Origin of the sequence: Pseudomonas sp. FSL W7-0098 (genome assembly GCF_005930585.1) — a bacterium.
GTDB classification, from domain to species: domain Bacteria; phylum Pseudomonadota; class Gammaproteobacteria; order Pseudomonadales; family Pseudomonadaceae; genus Aquipseudomonas; species Aquipseudomonas bubulae.
Genome location: NZ_RXHW01000001.1, coordinates 387,256 through 402,245, shown reverse-complemented (window position 1 = coordinate 402,245; position 14,990 = coordinate 387,256). Strand labels below are relative to the sequence as shown.

Here is a 14,990-nt window from a genome sequence, read left to right as displayed (position 1 = left end):
GGTAGCCTTTGGCATCATTTTTTGGACGCTGCCTCGATGGTCTCCACCTTTGCTCCTTCAGAGCGCAAGCTCTATCAGAAAATCGCCGACCGATTGCGCGACTACATCGTCCAGGGTGACTTCAAGGTGGGCTCGCGCCTGCCTCCCGAGCGCGATTTGACCCAGTTGCTGGGCGTCTCGCGCCCGTCGTTGCGCGAGGCCCTGATTGCCCTGGAAATCGAAGGCAGCATCGAGATCAGAATGGGCTCGGGGGTCTATGTGGCTGCCCGACCGAGCGAAGGCGGCGCCCGTACCGGCACTCATGGCGAGAGCCCGACTGAACTGATGCAGGCCCGCGCGCTGATCGAGGGCGAAGCGGTGGTACTGGCCTGCATGCACGGGAAAAAGAGCGACTACCGTTACCTGAAGGAGTGCATTGATGCCATGCGCGCGAGCATCGAAGCGAACCGTCCGCCGCTGGAAGACGACCGAAAGTTTCATCATCGCCTGGCAAAGATGACCGGCAATGGTGCGTTGGTGCGCATCATTACTGCGCTGTTCGATGAGCGTCACAGCCCGATTTCTGCGCAGTTGAGCGAGCGTTCGGAAAACCACGGCACCTGGGATGCCGCGGTGGTCGAGCACGAGGCCATTTTGCAGGCCCTGGAATGCAAGGATGTGATTGCTGCCCAGACTGCCATGCGCCAGCATTTGCTGTGTTCCCAGGCGCGCTGGCTGGGAACGCTGGAAGCCCGGACAGGGGATTAGAGACAGACCGCAAAGCCGTGTAGAACCCAGGCGCGCAGTTTTACTGAAACACCGCAAAGCTCTTCAGCGACTACAACGTCTTAGTCCGGTAATGCATAGGCAATGATGTAGTCACCCACATCAGGCGAGTGGCTCATGCCGCCCGCCGAGATCAGCACATATTGCTTGCCCGTGGCCGGCGACTTGTAGATCAACGGCGCTGCAACCGCACCCACCGGCAAACGTGCCTTCCACACTTGCTCACCAGTTTCTGCGTATTGAGATCAATCGCACTCATGCTGCCGAACGTTCGGATGTTTTTTGGGAGAAATCCTCAGGCCTGAGAAACATTGTTGGTAAAGCAGCAATAATCCGGTGTGGCTACAAGGCTATCGACGAACATGAAATTTCGTCCGAGTGCGCAATCGGCCACAGAAAATATCCTCTGCAGGCCTTAATCTTGACGTTTTTGTCGTGTACGCGGATTGCTCATGTCTTCAGTTGTCGATGGTTTGCCCAGTAACAAACGCCTGCCTGCCGTGATCGCGATCTCCCTGGGGATTGGCATGGCGACCCTCGATACCGCCATCATCAACACCGCCTTGCCAACCCTGGCCGAAGGCATCGGCACTGACTCCGCCTCGGTCATCTGGGTAGTCAACGCTTACCAACTGGCGACCATTGCCGCGGTGTTGCCGTTTGCTTCCCTCAGTGACGTGTTGGGCCATCGCCGGGTTTTTCTCGGCGGCCTGCTGGTGTTTATCCTGGCCTCCCTGTTCTGCGGCCTGGCGTGGTCGCTGCCCACGCTGACTGCCGCGCGGGTGGTGCAAGGGCTGGGCGCTGCGGCGATCATGAGTGTGAATATCGCGTTGTTGCGCCACATCTATCCGGCAAAAATTCTGGGCAGGGGCTGGGCTATAACTCGCTGGTGGTGGGGCTGGCTTTCACTCTGGGGCCAACGGCTGCATCGGCCATCCTGTCGGTGACGACCTGGCATTGGCTGTACCTGATCAATGTACCGTTGGGACTGCTGGCCGTTGTACTGGGCTTGCGCTCGCTGCCGGAAATTCCCAGAAGCGGACACGCGTTTGACCGGCTGGCCGCGATTTTGTGTGCCGGGCTGTTTGCCTTGCTGGTGCTGGGGCTGGGTTCGGCGGTACATGGCGCCGAGGGCGATTTAAGCCTGGGGCTGATCGGCGTGGCGCTGGTGTGCGGGGTATGGCTGATGCGCCGTCAGGCTGCGCATCCGGCACCGATGCTGGCGATTGATCTGTTCAAGCGGCCACTGTTTGCCTTGTCCTCTCTGACCGCAATCTGTGCGTTCAGCGCCCAGGGGCTGGCGTTTGTTTCGTTGCCTTTTCTGTTGCAGACGGCGCTTGGCCACAGCCAGGTGGCTACCGGTTTTTTGATGACGCCGTGGCCCGCGGTGGTAGCGGTTATGGCGCTGATTGCCGGGCGTCTGGCGGACCGCGTATCGCTGGCACTGCTGTGCGGCATCGGCCTGTTGATGTTGAGCGCAGGCATGGCAGCGCTGGCGTTATTGAGCGAAGGCGCTTCGACCTTTGATATTGGCTGGCGCATGGCGTTGTGTGGCGCCGGTTTCGGGTTTTTCCAGTCGCCCAACCTCAAGGCGATCATGACCAGTGCGCCGCTGGCCCGTAGTGGTGGTGCCAGCGGCATTGTCGCCACGTCGCGGTTGCTCGGGCAGACACTGGGCGCGTCACTGGTGGCGCTGTGCTTTCACTTGTCTGCGGTCAGCGGCCCGTACCATGCATTGTGGCTGGGCTGCGCTTTTGCCCTGGCGGGTGCGTTGGCCAGTGGCCTGCGTTTGATGCAGCAGCCCGGACAGGCTTGAGGTGCGGGAGAGTCAAAAGTAGGACTCTCGCGGTGGGCTATTGATCCGGCAAGCTTTCTCAGCCGTCAGAGCGCCATGACCATTTCATGCCAGGCCATGCCGCCATGCCCGGAGGGCGATGGCTGGACGTACTGATAGTCCATGCCGGTATAGAGAGGTACATGCTGTTCTTTGCACATCAGATGGATCGAGTGCTTGCCCTGGTTGCTCATCTGCCTGACAAACTCATTCATGAGCAGCCTGGCAAAGCCCTTGCCCTGGTGTGCGGGGGCAACCACTACGGACATGATTACCACATTGGGTGCAACAGGGTCGTGGCCGATCAGCTCCTTGAAAGCCTCATCCGACATCACGACGTTGTAGGCACAGCCGCTATTGATAAACCCGACGATTTCCCCAGCCTGCTCAAGCACAAGAAACCCTTGGGGATACTGGGCGATTCGCGTTCGGATCTTCTCCAGGGTGGCTGCTTCATCGCCTTCATAGGCCGAAACCTCGATCTGATAGCAGGATTCGGCATCCTGGGGCGTTGCCTGCCTGAAGAGGGGCTCGGGTATGACCATGGCTTAATCCCCAGTGGTTGTTGTGGTGTCCTGCTCCGATTGCTCGGCCAGCTTCAGGCGGTCAGCCTTGCTGATGTACGGGTTCTTGTTCTTCGGGGCCAGCTTGGCGTTGGCCTTCTTGGCATTGGCCTTCAATATCTGGTTGATTTTTTTACGACGGTTCATGGTTGTTACCCGGTTTGTAAGTTGTTGAACGGTGTCAGCTTGAAAAAATAGCCAGGCTCATGCTGTTGCAGAGAGTGGAGCGGTCTGCGGCTTCCCATGCGGGAGCCGTGATGGGCTGGCTGGAGTAGGTGAATGTTACACGGTTAGTTGTGGCATTGAATTGATGATTGGCAGCGTTGCTAGCACACGCTTGCCTTGTTCTTCTGTGTGCAGGGCAAAGAGGACTGCAGAATATTGCCCGCAACGACAGGAAGCGCCTCTACAGATTGCTCTCATCCACATCCACATCCACATCCACATCCACATCCAGCGCCTGGCCGATAGCGTAGTAATGTCCTCCGGCGATGTAATGCAGGCTGCGCAAGGTCGGGTCGGCCGTTTCAAAGTGCCAGTGACCTTCGCTGAAAACGCGAGTGTCGGCCCAGGCCCCAACCACTTCCCCGATAAACAGGTCGTAAGTTTGTTGGTTGTGCGGTTCGGGGATCAACTTGCAGGCCAGCCAGGCTGAGCAACCTTCAACAAATGGCAGGTCATGACCAGGCATCTCGAACAGTTGCACCGCGCAATGCTCGAGTTTGTCCGGGTCATCGACCAGGCTGACGCTGCCGACCAGGCTGGTCAGCCTGATTTGGGCTACGGTAGGTACCTGGATCACAAAGACCCCGCTGTTTTCCACCAAGGCGCGGGTTTTCACGTTTTTATCCAGCACCACGGTCAACTTGGGCGGGTCGAAGTCCAGGGCGCATGCCCAGGCTGCTGCCATGACATTCTGCACCCCTGCATGGCGGGACGAGACTAGAATCGTCGGGCCGTGATTAAGCAGTCGGTAGGCTTTGTCCAGAGGGACGGCTGCAATATGTTCGTGCATTGTGGCTCCGCAATCGGGCAGTTTTAAAGTGCGGTCAAGGCCGCCGGCTTTGACTTATCGCCAGAAGGATACGACGCTGGATTCTTTATCTGAAGCGTCTTTGAACAGGAATAACCATGGCCAACCCTTACCGCGAACTTCTGGCAATACCTGGCGTCATGGGGTTGGTGGTGGCAAGTTCGATTGCCCGTTTGCCGCAGGCAATGATCGGCATCGGCATCATCACCATGCTGGTGCAGCAAACAGGGCTTTACTGGCTGGCCGGGGCGGTGGCCGGAACCTTTACCCTGGCCAATGCCCTGGTGGGGCCGCAGATATCAAAACGCGTCGACCGGCTGGGCCAGCGCCGGGTGCTGCCGGTGTTCACCGCATTCAGCATCGCCATGCTGCTGGCGTTGATCGCCGCAGCACATCTGCGTGCCGACGCACCGTTGCTGTTTGTCCTGGCGGCACTGGCAGGCACCATGCCAAGCATGCCGGCCATGACCAGGGCGCGCTGGACCCAGCTTTTTCGCGGCAAGTCGCTGCTGCATACCGCGTTCTCCCTGGATACCGTGCTGACTGAAATGGCCTTTATCCTGGGGCCGCCCCTGGCGATTGGCCTGAGCACCGGGCTGTTTGCCGAAGCCGGGCCCCTGGCGGTGGCCGTACTACTGGCGGTGGGCGTTACGGCGTTTGTGATGCAGCGCCAGACTGAGCCACAGATCATCAAATCGGCCAGCACTCATACAGGCTCGACCTGGCGTCTTGCGGGGCTGCCTACCATTGTCCTGGCCTTGCTGGGCATGGGCGTTATCGGCGGCTCCGTCGATGTGGCCGTGGTTGCCTTTGCCAACGCCCATGACTGGCCGGCATCTGCCAGTTTTATCCTTGCCGCCTATGCTCTGGGGTCATTGATTGCCGGTCTGGCCTTTGGCGCTTTCAGAATTGCCATGCCCATGGCACAGCAATTTTTTATCGGGATTCTGGTCACGGCCATCACTGCGGTATTGCCGATTTTTTCATCCGGTGTCTATGTCCTGGCCCTGTTGCTGTTTGTTTCCGGGGTGTCTTTCGCACCAACCATGGTGATTGTCATGAACCTGGGCACGCTTATATTGCCGCCGCAGCGGGTCACTGAGGGTCTGACCTGGATGTCCACCGGCATCAGCATCGGCGTGGCATTCGGCGGGGTGGTGGCAGGCCTGGTGATCGACGCCTGGGGCGCCCGCGCCGGTTTTGCCGTTCCTATTGTCGCGGGAGCGGTGATGGTGCTGATTGTATTGCTTGGCCTGCGCACGCTGAATGTTGCAGCACAGGCTCAGTCACAGCAGGAATTTGCCAGGTGAGTGGTAATTGCTCCTGCGCCTTGCAGGTGTCAAAGGCTGTCCGGATCCCCGAAAAACATCTGAATCCGTGATCGCAACCAGCGCTCCCCGGGATCGTTGTCCTGGGCGCCGCGCCAGGCCATATGCAGCTCGAAGCTTTGGGTGTCCAGCGGCGGGTCTTCGGCGCGCACGCCACCCGCCGCGGTAAGGGCTTCGGCCGTGTAGTCGGGCACGGTGGCGATGATATCGGTTCCTGCCAGCAGGGTGCTCAGGCCATTGAACTGCGGTACGGCGAGCACCACATGACGCTTGCGGCCCATTTTTTCCAGTTCGGTATCGATAAACCCGCTCAGGTCACCGGCGAACGACACCAGTGCGTGGGGGCGTTCGCAGAAGTCGTCCAGGCTCAGGGGGCCGGGCATGGTGTCGGCACGTAACAGTTTGGGACGGCTACGGCGCAGTACTTTGCGCTTGGCGTTGGCAGGCAGGTCGCTGGTGTAGCTGACGCCCACCGAAATCTCGCCCGAGGCCAGCAGTGGCGGCATCAGTATGTAGTTGACGCGGCGGACAACCAGGACGATACCCGGTGCTTCTGCACGCAAGCGCTTGAGCAGCAGCGGCAGCAGGGCGAATTCGACATCGTCCGACAAGCCGATGCGAAACACTGAGGTGCTGGTCGCCGGGTTGAACTCTGAAGCGCGGCTCACCGCCGTGGAAATCGAGTCAAGGGCAGGCGAGAGCAGGGCAAAGATCTCGATCGCCCGGGCAGTCGGCTCCATGCTGCGCCCGGTACGGACAAAAAGCGGATCGTCGAACAGATTGCGCAAGCGTGACAGCGCCGCACTGATGGCCGGCTGGCCCAGAAACAGCTTCTCGGCTGCACGGGTCACACTGCGTTCATGCATCAGGGTTTCAAAGACGATCAGCAGATTCAGATCGACGCGACGCAAGTCGTTACGGTTCATCGGGCAGGCTTCGCAGTCGGTTCAACAGGTAGTGAGGTAACGGATCTTACTGGCAAAACTGTTTTTTCGTCACTCGGTAGATTTTCTTTCTTGCTTGACTGTAGGAGGTTTAACTCCTGTTTATGGTGGTTTCCCCGGTTTTTCAGGGCTTCTGCTCGCTGTAAACCTGTCGGCGGATCAATGCCAGGCATGTCGACTATTAATGCTGTCTGTTAGTCTTGCGCACAAAGCCCGGATAAAGTCCCGTGGTATTAGCGATTAATTAGGCGAGGTTGGTAATGTCGCGCACGATCCGTTTTCACAAGTTTGGTCCGGCCGAGGTGCTCAAGTGCGAAGAGCACGAAGTCGCCGCGCCTGCTCCCGGCGAAGTGCAGGTCCGTGTTCAAGCCATTGGCATCAGCTGGTATGACGTGCTCTGGCGGCAGAACCTGGCCCCCAGCCACGCCCGTTTGCCTGCGGGTATCGGCCATGAAATGGCAGGTATCGTCACCGCCGTCGGTGCCGGGGTTGATGATCTGGCGATTGGTGACAAGGTCGCCAGCTTTCCGGGCCAGAGCGCCAATGACTACCCGACCTATGGCGAGCTGATTTTGATGCCACGCTCCACGCTGACCCGCTACCCGGACGTATTGTCTGCGGTAGAGGCCAGCGTACATTACACACCGCTGTTGATCGCCTATTTCGCATATGTCGATCTGGCCCAGGTCAAGCCCGGGCAGACCGTACTGATCACCGATGCCAGCCATTGCGCCGGTCCTTCGTTCGTGCAGTTGGGCAAGGCGATGGGCCTGAAGGTGATTGCTGCGACCAAGGACGCCAGTGAGCGCGAGTGCCTGCTGGCACTGGGTGCCGACAAGGTGATTGTCACCGAAGAGCAGGACTTGCTGATGCAGATCAACAAGATCACCGACAACAAGGGCGTGGATGTGGTGCTCGATGGTCTGGGTGGCCCGCAAATGTCAGTGCTGGGTGATGTCCTGGCGCCTCGTGGCAGCCTTGTTCTGTATGGTTTGCAAGGCGGTAACCAGACAGGGTTTCCGGGCTGTGCGTGCTTTCAGAAGAACATCAAGTTCTTCGTGCACTGCATCGGTAACTTCACTGGCAAGCCCGAGCTGGGTATCGCACAGGACGAAGAGGCGATGAAACGTGCCTTGCGTGATATCAACCAGCTAACTGCTGACCGGGTGCTCACACCGCTGGAGATCAAGGTGTTCCCTTTTGAGGACTTTGTAGAAGCCCATCGTTATATGGATGGTTGTCCGTGCCGGGGGCGAGTTGCTTTGCAAGTGGCTGCGACCTGAAGCCTGACAAGGCTGCGCAAAACTTCCCGTCTCATAAACGCGGCCCTGAACATAGTGTTCAGGGCCGCGTTTTTTTGTGTCTGGCCCCAGCGGACTTTTGGTTTGCTTTATCCAGAAAGAAAGTGCGGCTGAAGAACATGTCATAAGAGTGCAGCATAAGAAAGCATGTATTCTATTGAGTGGTTTTTGTAGGTTTCTTCCTGTGCGTATGTGCGTCTCGTCTCTTCCGGGTCCAAGAGTTGCAGTAAATCTGGGCGCGTCTAATTGGGCGTGCTGATAATAAGAAGCTCGATCCGGAGGATAATCCATGAACAACTTTCATGAACAGGCCATGGGCTTTGTGTATCAACAAGTTCTGCATCGGCTTCTGGGGTGTTTCAGTCGTCCCGAGCGCATTGCATTGCAGTTGTTGATTCAACGTTTATTAGTGGCGGCCGGTGGCGTGGAGCGCATAGGGAATTACCGGGTAATGGTGGTTCATGAGGGCGGCAAGGAGTGTGCCTATACATTGGCTTTTTTACGCGCCGCACAACTGAGTATTGCCGGGCGCTCGCCAGAGACGTTCAAGTTGCGCATTGCGATACTGCGCCAGCCACGCATGACCGCCAATGTGATGGAGCGAATTCAGACCCAGTGCAACGAGTTGTTTATCTATGAAGATATGCGTGTCGAGTTGTTGATTGTCGATGAGCAGAGTACAACCAGGCTGCATAAACAGACGGTTTTCGAGAGCCTGCCTTCGGTGATGAATCGTACTCAGGTGCTGATGTCAGGACACCTGACCCAAGGCGACGCCAGAGCGACATTCTTTTACTCCGACCTGCTGGCCCGGGCCAAGCTGTACCGTCAGGCATGCAGATGGGGCGCCAGGGTGGACGCCCTGATTGACCGGCGCCCGCCCAGCCATCTGGGGCAATACGTGACGTGGATCCAGCAGGTTGCAGAGCAGCACGGGCATGCACCGCCGGGTGATGACCATGAAAGCTTTGAAAACGCAGTCAAGTTGTGCAGCAAGCTGGATGATGACTATAAAGAGTTCTTGAAATTGCCTCCCGCGTATCGGGGTGAGTTTTCTGCAATCAGTGGCGGCAGCAATGATATTGACGTGATCAATATTTTTGATTGTTTATGCCACGAAGCGGACGTGTTGAGTTCTCAGGTACTGATGTTTGTGGAGGGACCATGGAATATAAAAATGCTGGACATTGAAGAGCCGCAAGCGGCGGTCGTGTTAGTGGCTGCCCACCTCCAGGGTTTGCGTGGCACTTACCAGTACGGGGTGGAATACAGTGTCGGTGCGGATGCTTACTTGCGCCGTGCATCGCTGGAAAATCAGTGCAATGAACGGTTTAAAGGTCAATTGATAAAGAGGCTCGGCGCTTCGTTCAATACACCGAAACGAATTAGAAAGTTGCACGGTGTCGCCACTCAGTACCTGGGTGAACTGCACGGTGTCAATAATGAACAGTTGGGCTGCTTTATATGTTCGCCTTTTGTTAATAAAGCCGATGACCTGGAGTCCTTTCTACAAAACTGCTACCCCGAAAAATTGCAATACATCCACGAGTTTCGACGGGTACTGATGGACCCGGACAGCTCTTCGCAGGTCGATATCGCCTGGCTGGAGTCTGTAAGCGGACTGCCCCTTGCATCGTTGCAAGCGCTTTATCAAATGGAAAAAACAGACGTGAGAACAAGCAACACCCTGATTGCCACATTGTGCGCTCACGACCCAAGCAAAAAACTCTGGCACCCAGTACTTGCGGGCTAAGGCAGGTGGTTTGGGGGCGGGTGAGTACCACCCCGGCCTGCTGGCGGGGACCCGGCGAACGCACCGCTCATCCAATAGAATTTGCCAGAGCCCCGGGCAAACTGATATCTGTACGCATATCCAGTATTCATGCTCAGTGGTTAGTTCTGCCTGTGATTTCCAATCCCCTCGAAGACCCGTTTTACTACCTGAAAAACTTCCGGCATGTGCTTGACTGGATCGCTGCCCGTTATGAAGACGTGCTGACTGTCGACGAGCAACGGTTTATCGCAGGTTTTGCCCAATTACCCGGCCCCTCGCAAGCGCTGTGGGTGCGCATGATCATGCGCAAGGGCGATCACTTCCGGGCCGGCAGGCTCAATTACCCGGAAATCGGTGATACCGCGCTGGCGGCGGCCCCCTTGCTGGCCCTTGGCTGGCTGGATAATCAGGCGCCCTTGGCCTTGGCCGACGTGTTTGATGTACTGCAAAAAGCGGAAATCCTGGCCTGTTTCAGTGCCCGTATCACGCAACCCAAGGGTAAAAAAACGGACTGGTTCGAGCAACTGGCTGCCGACTTTACCCAGCGCCAACCCCTTTCCCAATGGCATCCCGGCCTTACCGAGCCGCTTTACACCCTCAACCACCGAGCGCTGTGTGACCGCCTGCGGCTGATGTTTTTTGGCAACCTGGGGCAGAGCTGGTCCGATCTGGTACTGGCCGACCTCGGCCTGTTTACCTATGAGAAGGTCGATTTCAGCCACGAGTCCCGTGCTCTGGGGTGCCGGGCCGATATAGAGGGCTATTTGCAGCTCCATGCCTGTCGCGAGCAATTTGAGCTCAGTGGCGATGCCGCTGCCGTGCTGCAACAGGTGCTCGACTACCAGGCAGGCAACCGCTGGCTGCAACGGCGCCGCGGGCGCTTGTTGTTTCAGCTGGGTCAGCATCTGGAGCGGGCAGGGGATCTGACGCGGGCACTGGAGGTCTATCAGCACAGCCTGCACCCCGAGGCACGCCAGCGCAGCATTCGCGTGCTCGAACGTCAGGCGCACTATGCACCGGCATTGCAGCTGGCCGAAGACGCGCAACAGGCCCCACTGACTGATGCCGAGCTTCAGCATCTGCGACGAATCATCCCGCGCTTGCGCCGCAAGCTGGGCTTGGCGCCATTGCCCGTGGCCCAGGCAATGGCACCCGACCGGCTCGACCTGAGCCTGCCACGGGACGAAGCGGCCAGTGTCGAGCTAATGGCTGCCGCGCACTTGCACAGCGCTGCAGCGCCTGTGCATTACGTGGAAAACACCCTGGTTAACGGGCTCTTCGGTCTGCTGTGTTGGCCGGCGATTTTCGCACCCTTGCCGGGCGCCTTTTTTCACCCGTATCAGAGTGGTCCGGCAGACATGCTGGAAGATGATTTCTATCAGCAGCGTGCCGACAGGTTCGAGGCTTGCCTGGCGCAGCTCGATGATGGCCGTTACCTGACCACTATCCGCGACACCTATGCTGCCAAATTTGGCGTGCAGTCTAACTTCGTGGCCTGGAATCACCTGAATCAGAACCTGCTGGAAGAGGCATTACGGTGTTTGCCCCCTGCGCACTTGAAACTTTGGTTTCGGCGTCTGTTGCTGGATATCAGGGCCAATCGCAGCGGTATGCCCGACCTGATCCAGTTTTTTACGGCGCAACACACCTATCGCATGATTGAGGTCAAAGGCCCGGGTGACCGTCTGCAGGACAACCAACTGCGCTGGCTGGCCTTTTGTGAAGAGCACGGGATGCCGGTGACCGTGTGTTATGTGCAATGGCAGGAGCTGCAAGGGTGAATTATCGCGTTGCAGTGCGTGCCTTGTGTGAATTCACCGCCAAGACTGGCGATCTGGACTTGCGATTTACCCCTTCGCCCACGGCGCAGCAGGGCATAGCCGGGCATCGCACGGTTGCATCGCGGCGCAGCCCGGAGTATCAGGCGGAGCTGAGCCTGGAAGGACAGTTCGGCGCCTTGAGCGTACGCGGTCGTGCAGACGGTTATGACCCCGCGGCCAATGTCCTGGAAGAAGTGAAAACCTTTCGCGGCGAATTCACTGCAATACCGGCCAACCACCGTCAACTGCATTGGGCTCAGGCCCGGGTCTATGGCTGGTTATTGTGCCAGAGCCTGCAGTTGCCACAGGTTGACCTGGCGCTGGTGTATTTTGACATTATCAGTGAAAAGGAAACCCGCCTGCAGGAAACCTGGTCAGCATCGGACCTGCAGCAATTTTTCGAGCTGCAATGCGGGTTGTTCCTGGCCTGGGCCGAGCAGGAAATGGCCCATCGTGCGGCCAGGAATGCTGCCGCCCGTGCCCTGGCCTTTCCCCATAAGCAGTTTCGAACCGGGCAGCGGACTTTGGCAGAGGCGGTATACAAGACCGTCAGCACCGGGCGCTGCCTGATGGCCCAGGCACCTACCGGGATCGGCAAAACCATCGGTACCCTGTTTCCGTTGCTCAAGGCCATGCCCGGCCAGCAGCTCGACAAGCTGCTGTTTCTGACGGCCAAGACGCCGGGGCGCAAACTCGCCCTCGATGCGATGCAGGTGCTTTTTCCCGAAGGGCAGGACGCTCCGTTGCGGGTGCTGGAGCTGGTGGCGCGAGACAAGGCCTGTGAATACCCGCAAAACGCCTGCAATGGTGACTCTTGCCCTTTGGCCAGAGGCTTCTACGATCGTTTACCCGCTGCGCGAAGGGCTGCGATTGGCCAAACCCCCCTCGATCAGAAGAGCCTGCGCAATGTCGCGTTGGAGCACGAGGTCTGTCCTTATTACCTGAGTCAGGAAATGGCGCGCTGGGCTGATCTGGTGATTGCCGATTACAACTATTACTTCGACTTCAGTGCCTTGCTTTATGGTCTGGCCCAGGCCAACCAATGGCGGGTCGGGACCCTGGTGGATGAAGCCCATAACCTGGTCGAGCGGGCGCGCGGGATGTACAGCGCAAGCCTCGATCAGCAGACCCTCAACAGCGTACGGCACACGGCTCCGGCACCGCTGGACAAACCCTTCAAACGCCTTGACCGCGAATGGAGTGCCCTGCACAAGGCGCAGGCGGGCCCCTATCAGGCATACCCGCAACTGCCAGCCAAATGGCTGAATGCCTTGTCTTCCTGCATCACCGCCATAGGCGATTACCTCAACGATCACCCCCATGGGCTGGCGGGAAACCTGCAGGCGTTCTACTTCGAAGCCTTGCAGTTCAATCGGGTGGCGGAGTTGTTCGATGACAATTTCCTGTTCGACGTCAGTCTGGTTGAAGGCGGCAAGCGGCGCCTCTCGCAACTCAATCTGCGCAACATTGTGCCTGCCGGTTTTATCGGCCCGCGTCTGGCGAGTGCTCACAGCAATGTGCTGTTTTCCGCCACCCTCAGCCCGCAAACCTATTACGCCAATCTGTTGGGCTTGCCGGAGGATGCGCTGTGGATGGATGTCGAATCGCCATTTGGCGCCGAGCAACTGGACGTGCAGGTGGTGAGCCGCATATCCACCCGTTTTGTCCATCGTCAGGCTTCGCTGGAGCCGATTGTGGAGCTGATTGCCAGGCAGTTCGGGCAGCGTCCGGGCAACTATCTGGCGTTTTTCAGCAGTTTTGATTATATGCAACAGGTTGCCGAACTACTGGCCGAGCGCCATCCGTCGATATCACGGTGGCTGCAGGCACGACGAATGGACGAAGCAGCACGTCAGGACTTTCTCGACCAGTTCACCCTGACCAGTCAGGGCGTCGGTTTTGCCGTGCTGGGCGGGGCATTCGGTGAAGGCATTGATTTGCCTGGCGCGCGGCTGATTGGTGCTTTTGTCGCCACCCTCGGTCTGGCCCAGTTGAATCCGGTCAATGAACAGATCAAACAGCGCATGGCGGCACGGTTTGGCGCCGGTTATGACTACACCTACCTTTATCCGGGTGTGCAGAAAGTGGTGCAGGCCGCCGGCCGGGTAATTCGCACCCAGAGCGATCAGGGCACGCTGTTTCTGATTGATGACCGTTTTGCCGAGCCGAAGGTGCAGCAACTGCTGCCGCGCTGGTGGCGACTGCAGTGACCGAAATCTCGAGTACCCCAAACCCTGTCTTCGAGGGTGCCGTCAGAGGGCAGGGGGCTGTTCAGTCGCGGTAAAAGACTTGCACCAAGTGATAGCCGAACTTGCTCTTGACCGGGCCATGCACCACCCGCAGCGGTTTTTTGAAGATGATCTGGTCAATGATGCCAACCATCTGCCCGGGCCTCACTTCGCCCAGATCGCCGCCGCGTTTGCCTGACGGGCAGGTGGAGAATTTTTTCGCCAGCACATCGAAGGCTTCGCCTTTGGCGATGCGTTGTTTGAGCGATTCGGCCTCTTCGGCTGTTTTCACCAAAATATGGCGGGCTTGAGCTTTCATGTGATCTGTACCTTGGAACAGTGGGGCATAGTGCGCGGTCGCGGATTATGCCTGAGTTTTCGCCTCCGGGTGATGATGGCGCGGCAGGTACAAGCACACACGGGTGCCGCATCCGCTCAGGCTGTTGATGCTGACATGCCCGCCGGACTGCTGGGCAAAGCCGTAAATCATCGATAGCCCAAGCCCGGTTCCCTGGCCCACGGGCTTGGTGGTGAAAAACGGGTCAAAGGCCCTGGCGAGGACCCGCGGGCTCATACCGGTGCCGTTGTCACTGACCTCGAGCATGACGTAATCCCCGGAGCTGACTGATTCCAGAGTGCCGAGATCGCTGGCATTGAGGTAATGATTGGCGGTTTTGACTACCAGGGTGCCACCGTCGGGCATCGCATCCCGGGCATTGATCATCAGATTGAGCAGGGCACTTTCGAGCTGGCCGCTGTCAGTATTGACCGGCCAGATGTTTTGCCCCAGTTCCAGGATCAGGTCGATATTCGCGCCTTTGCTGCTGCTGAACAATTCCTGCAGTGATTTCACCAGCTGATTGGGGTCCAGCGGCTTGCGATCCAGCGACTGGCGACGGGAGAACGTCAGCAAGCGGTTGGTCAGCGCGGCCGCCCGCTGCGCAGAGTTGACGGCGGCATCGGCAAAACGCTCGACCTCATCAATACGGCCTGCCGCGATGTAGCGTTTCATCAGGTCCAGGCTGGCGATAATGCCAGTGAGCATATTATTGAAATCATGGGCGATGCCGCCCGTCAATTGCCCTACCGCCTCCATTTTTTGCCCGTGGCGCAGGGCTTCCTCGGCACGGGCCCGCTCCTGTATCTCGAGCTGCAATTGCATATTGGCCTCGGCCAATGCCCGGGTACGCTCGGCCACACGCTCCTCAAGGGTTTCGTTAAGCTCAAGCAAAGCTTGTTCGGTGGCGCTGGCCTGCAAGCGTTGGTGGCGCCTTGAACTCTTGATTGGCATGGTAGGTCCTGAATTTGAATCTGTAAGTCGGTCTGTTTAAGGCCGCATACCGGTACAAGGCTGTCAGCCTTGCTGCAAAGCCCGGTCTTGACCGTGCGACTAAGGTCGA

General features: G+C 58.2%; 12 protein-coding genes and 2 pseudogenes. 7 read left to right on the top strand and 7 right to left on the bottom strand.

The genetic code is table 11. From position 1 onward, the window contains the following. Positions 1 to 36: 36 nt before the first annotated feature. Complete coding sequence (locus FHL07_RS01850; protein ID WP_095019978.1) at positions 37 to 747, top strand: FadR/GntR family transcriptional regulator; 711 nt, start codon at positions 37 to 39, stop codon at positions 745 to 747. Between the two features lie 80 nt (positions 748 to 827). Here the strand turns inward: FHL07_RS01850 and FHL07_RS23590 are convergent, their stop codons facing one another. After that, positions 828 to 983, bottom strand: a complete 156-nt coding sequence (locus tag FHL07_RS23590) for a hypothetical protein (RefSeq protein WP_153326233.1) — start codon at positions 981 to 983, stop codon at positions 828 to 830. 234 nt (positions 984 to 1,217) lie between these two features. Between FHL07_RS23590 and FHL07_RS01845 the strand changes: the two are divergent. Next, positions 1,218 to 2,581, top strand: a pseudogene (locus tag FHL07_RS01845) (MFS transporter). Positions 2,582 to 2,646: 65 nt separating this feature from the next. On the opposite strand, the gene FHL07_RS01840 reads toward FHL07_RS01845, so the two are convergent. From FHL07_RS01840 to FHL07_RS01830, 3 genes are all read right to left on the bottom strand, one after another. Beyond that, positions 2,647 to 3,144, bottom strand: a complete 498-nt coding sequence (locus FHL07_RS01840) for a GNAT family N-acetyltransferase (RefSeq protein WP_138738010.1) — start codon at positions 3,142 to 3,144, stop codon at positions 2,647 to 2,649. A 3-nt stretch (positions 3,145 to 3,147) separates the two neighbouring features. Beyond that, positions 3,148 to 3,309, bottom strand: a complete 162-nt coding sequence (locus FHL07_RS01835) for a DUF2986 domain-containing protein (protein ID WP_095031598.1) — start codon at positions 3,307 to 3,309, stop codon at positions 3,148 to 3,150. A gap of 259 nt (positions 3,310 to 3,568) precedes the next feature. Then, positions 3,569 to 4,177, bottom strand: coding sequence for a flavin reductase family protein (locus FHL07_RS01830; protein WP_138738009.1), 609 nt, complete (start codon positions 4,175 to 4,177; stop codon positions 3,569 to 3,571). A gap of 116 nt (positions 4,178 to 4,293) precedes the next feature. Here FHL07_RS01830 and FHL07_RS01825 point away from each other — a divergent pair, with 116 nt between their 5' ends. Continuing rightward, complete coding sequence (locus FHL07_RS01825) at positions 4,294 to 5,505, top strand: MFS transporter (protein WP_138738008.1); 1,212 nt, start codon at positions 4,294 to 4,296, stop codon at positions 5,503 to 5,505. A gap of 29 nt (positions 5,506 to 5,534) precedes the next feature. Here FHL07_RS01825 and FHL07_RS01820 read toward each other — a convergent pair whose 3' ends face one another. Then, positions 5,535 to 6,449 (bottom strand): LysR family transcriptional regulator, encoded by a 915-nt coding sequence (locus FHL07_RS01820; protein WP_095000309.1) that lies wholly within the window; start codon positions 6,447 to 6,449, stop codon positions 5,535 to 5,537. Between the two features lie 278 nt (positions 6,450 to 6,727). Here FHL07_RS01820 and FHL07_RS01815 point away from each other — a divergent pair, with 278 nt between their 5' ends. The 4 genes from FHL07_RS01815 (at position 6,728) to FHL07_RS01800 (ending at position 13,572) form a co-directional block, all read left to right on the top strand. Further along, positions 6,728 to 7,750: a zinc-dependent alcohol dehydrogenase family protein gene (locus FHL07_RS01815; RefSeq protein WP_095000308.1), complete on the top strand. Its 1,023-nt coding sequence runs from the start codon at positions 6,728 to 6,730 to the stop codon at positions 7,748 to 7,750. Between the two features lie 307 nt (positions 7,751 to 8,057). Further along, the gene (locus tag FHL07_RS01810) at positions 8,058 to 9,521 is read left to right on the top strand and encodes a hypothetical protein (protein WP_138738007.1); all 1,464 of its coding nucleotides are present in this window, start codon (positions 8,058 to 8,060) and stop codon (positions 9,519 to 9,521) included. A 152-nt stretch (positions 9,522 to 9,673) separates the two neighbouring features. Beyond that, positions 9,674 to 11,323, top strand: a complete 1,650-nt coding sequence (locus FHL07_RS01805; protein WP_095019974.1) for a VRR-NUC domain-containing protein — start codon at positions 9,674 to 9,676, stop codon at positions 11,321 to 11,323. Further along, complete coding sequence (locus tag FHL07_RS01800) at positions 11,320 to 13,572, top strand: ATP-dependent DNA helicase (RefSeq protein WP_138738006.1); 2,253 nt, start codon at positions 11,320 to 11,322, stop codon at positions 13,570 to 13,572. The genes FHL07_RS01805 and FHL07_RS01800 overlap by 4 nt, the downstream gene beginning before the upstream one ends. A 61-nt stretch (positions 13,573 to 13,633) precedes the next feature. Here FHL07_RS01800 and FHL07_RS01795 read toward each other — a convergent pair whose 3' ends face one another. Continuing rightward, positions 13,634 to 13,909: a peptidylprolyl isomerase gene (locus tag FHL07_RS01795; RefSeq protein ID WP_083369510.1), complete on the bottom strand. Its 276-nt coding sequence runs from the start codon at positions 13,907 to 13,909 to the stop codon at positions 13,634 to 13,636. Positions 13,910 to 13,981: 72 nt separating this feature from the next. Beyond that, positions 13,982 to 14,833, bottom strand: a pseudogene (locus FHL07_RS01790) (sensor histidine kinase); the annotation flags it as partial. Positions 14,834 to 14,990: the final 157 nt, after the last annotated feature.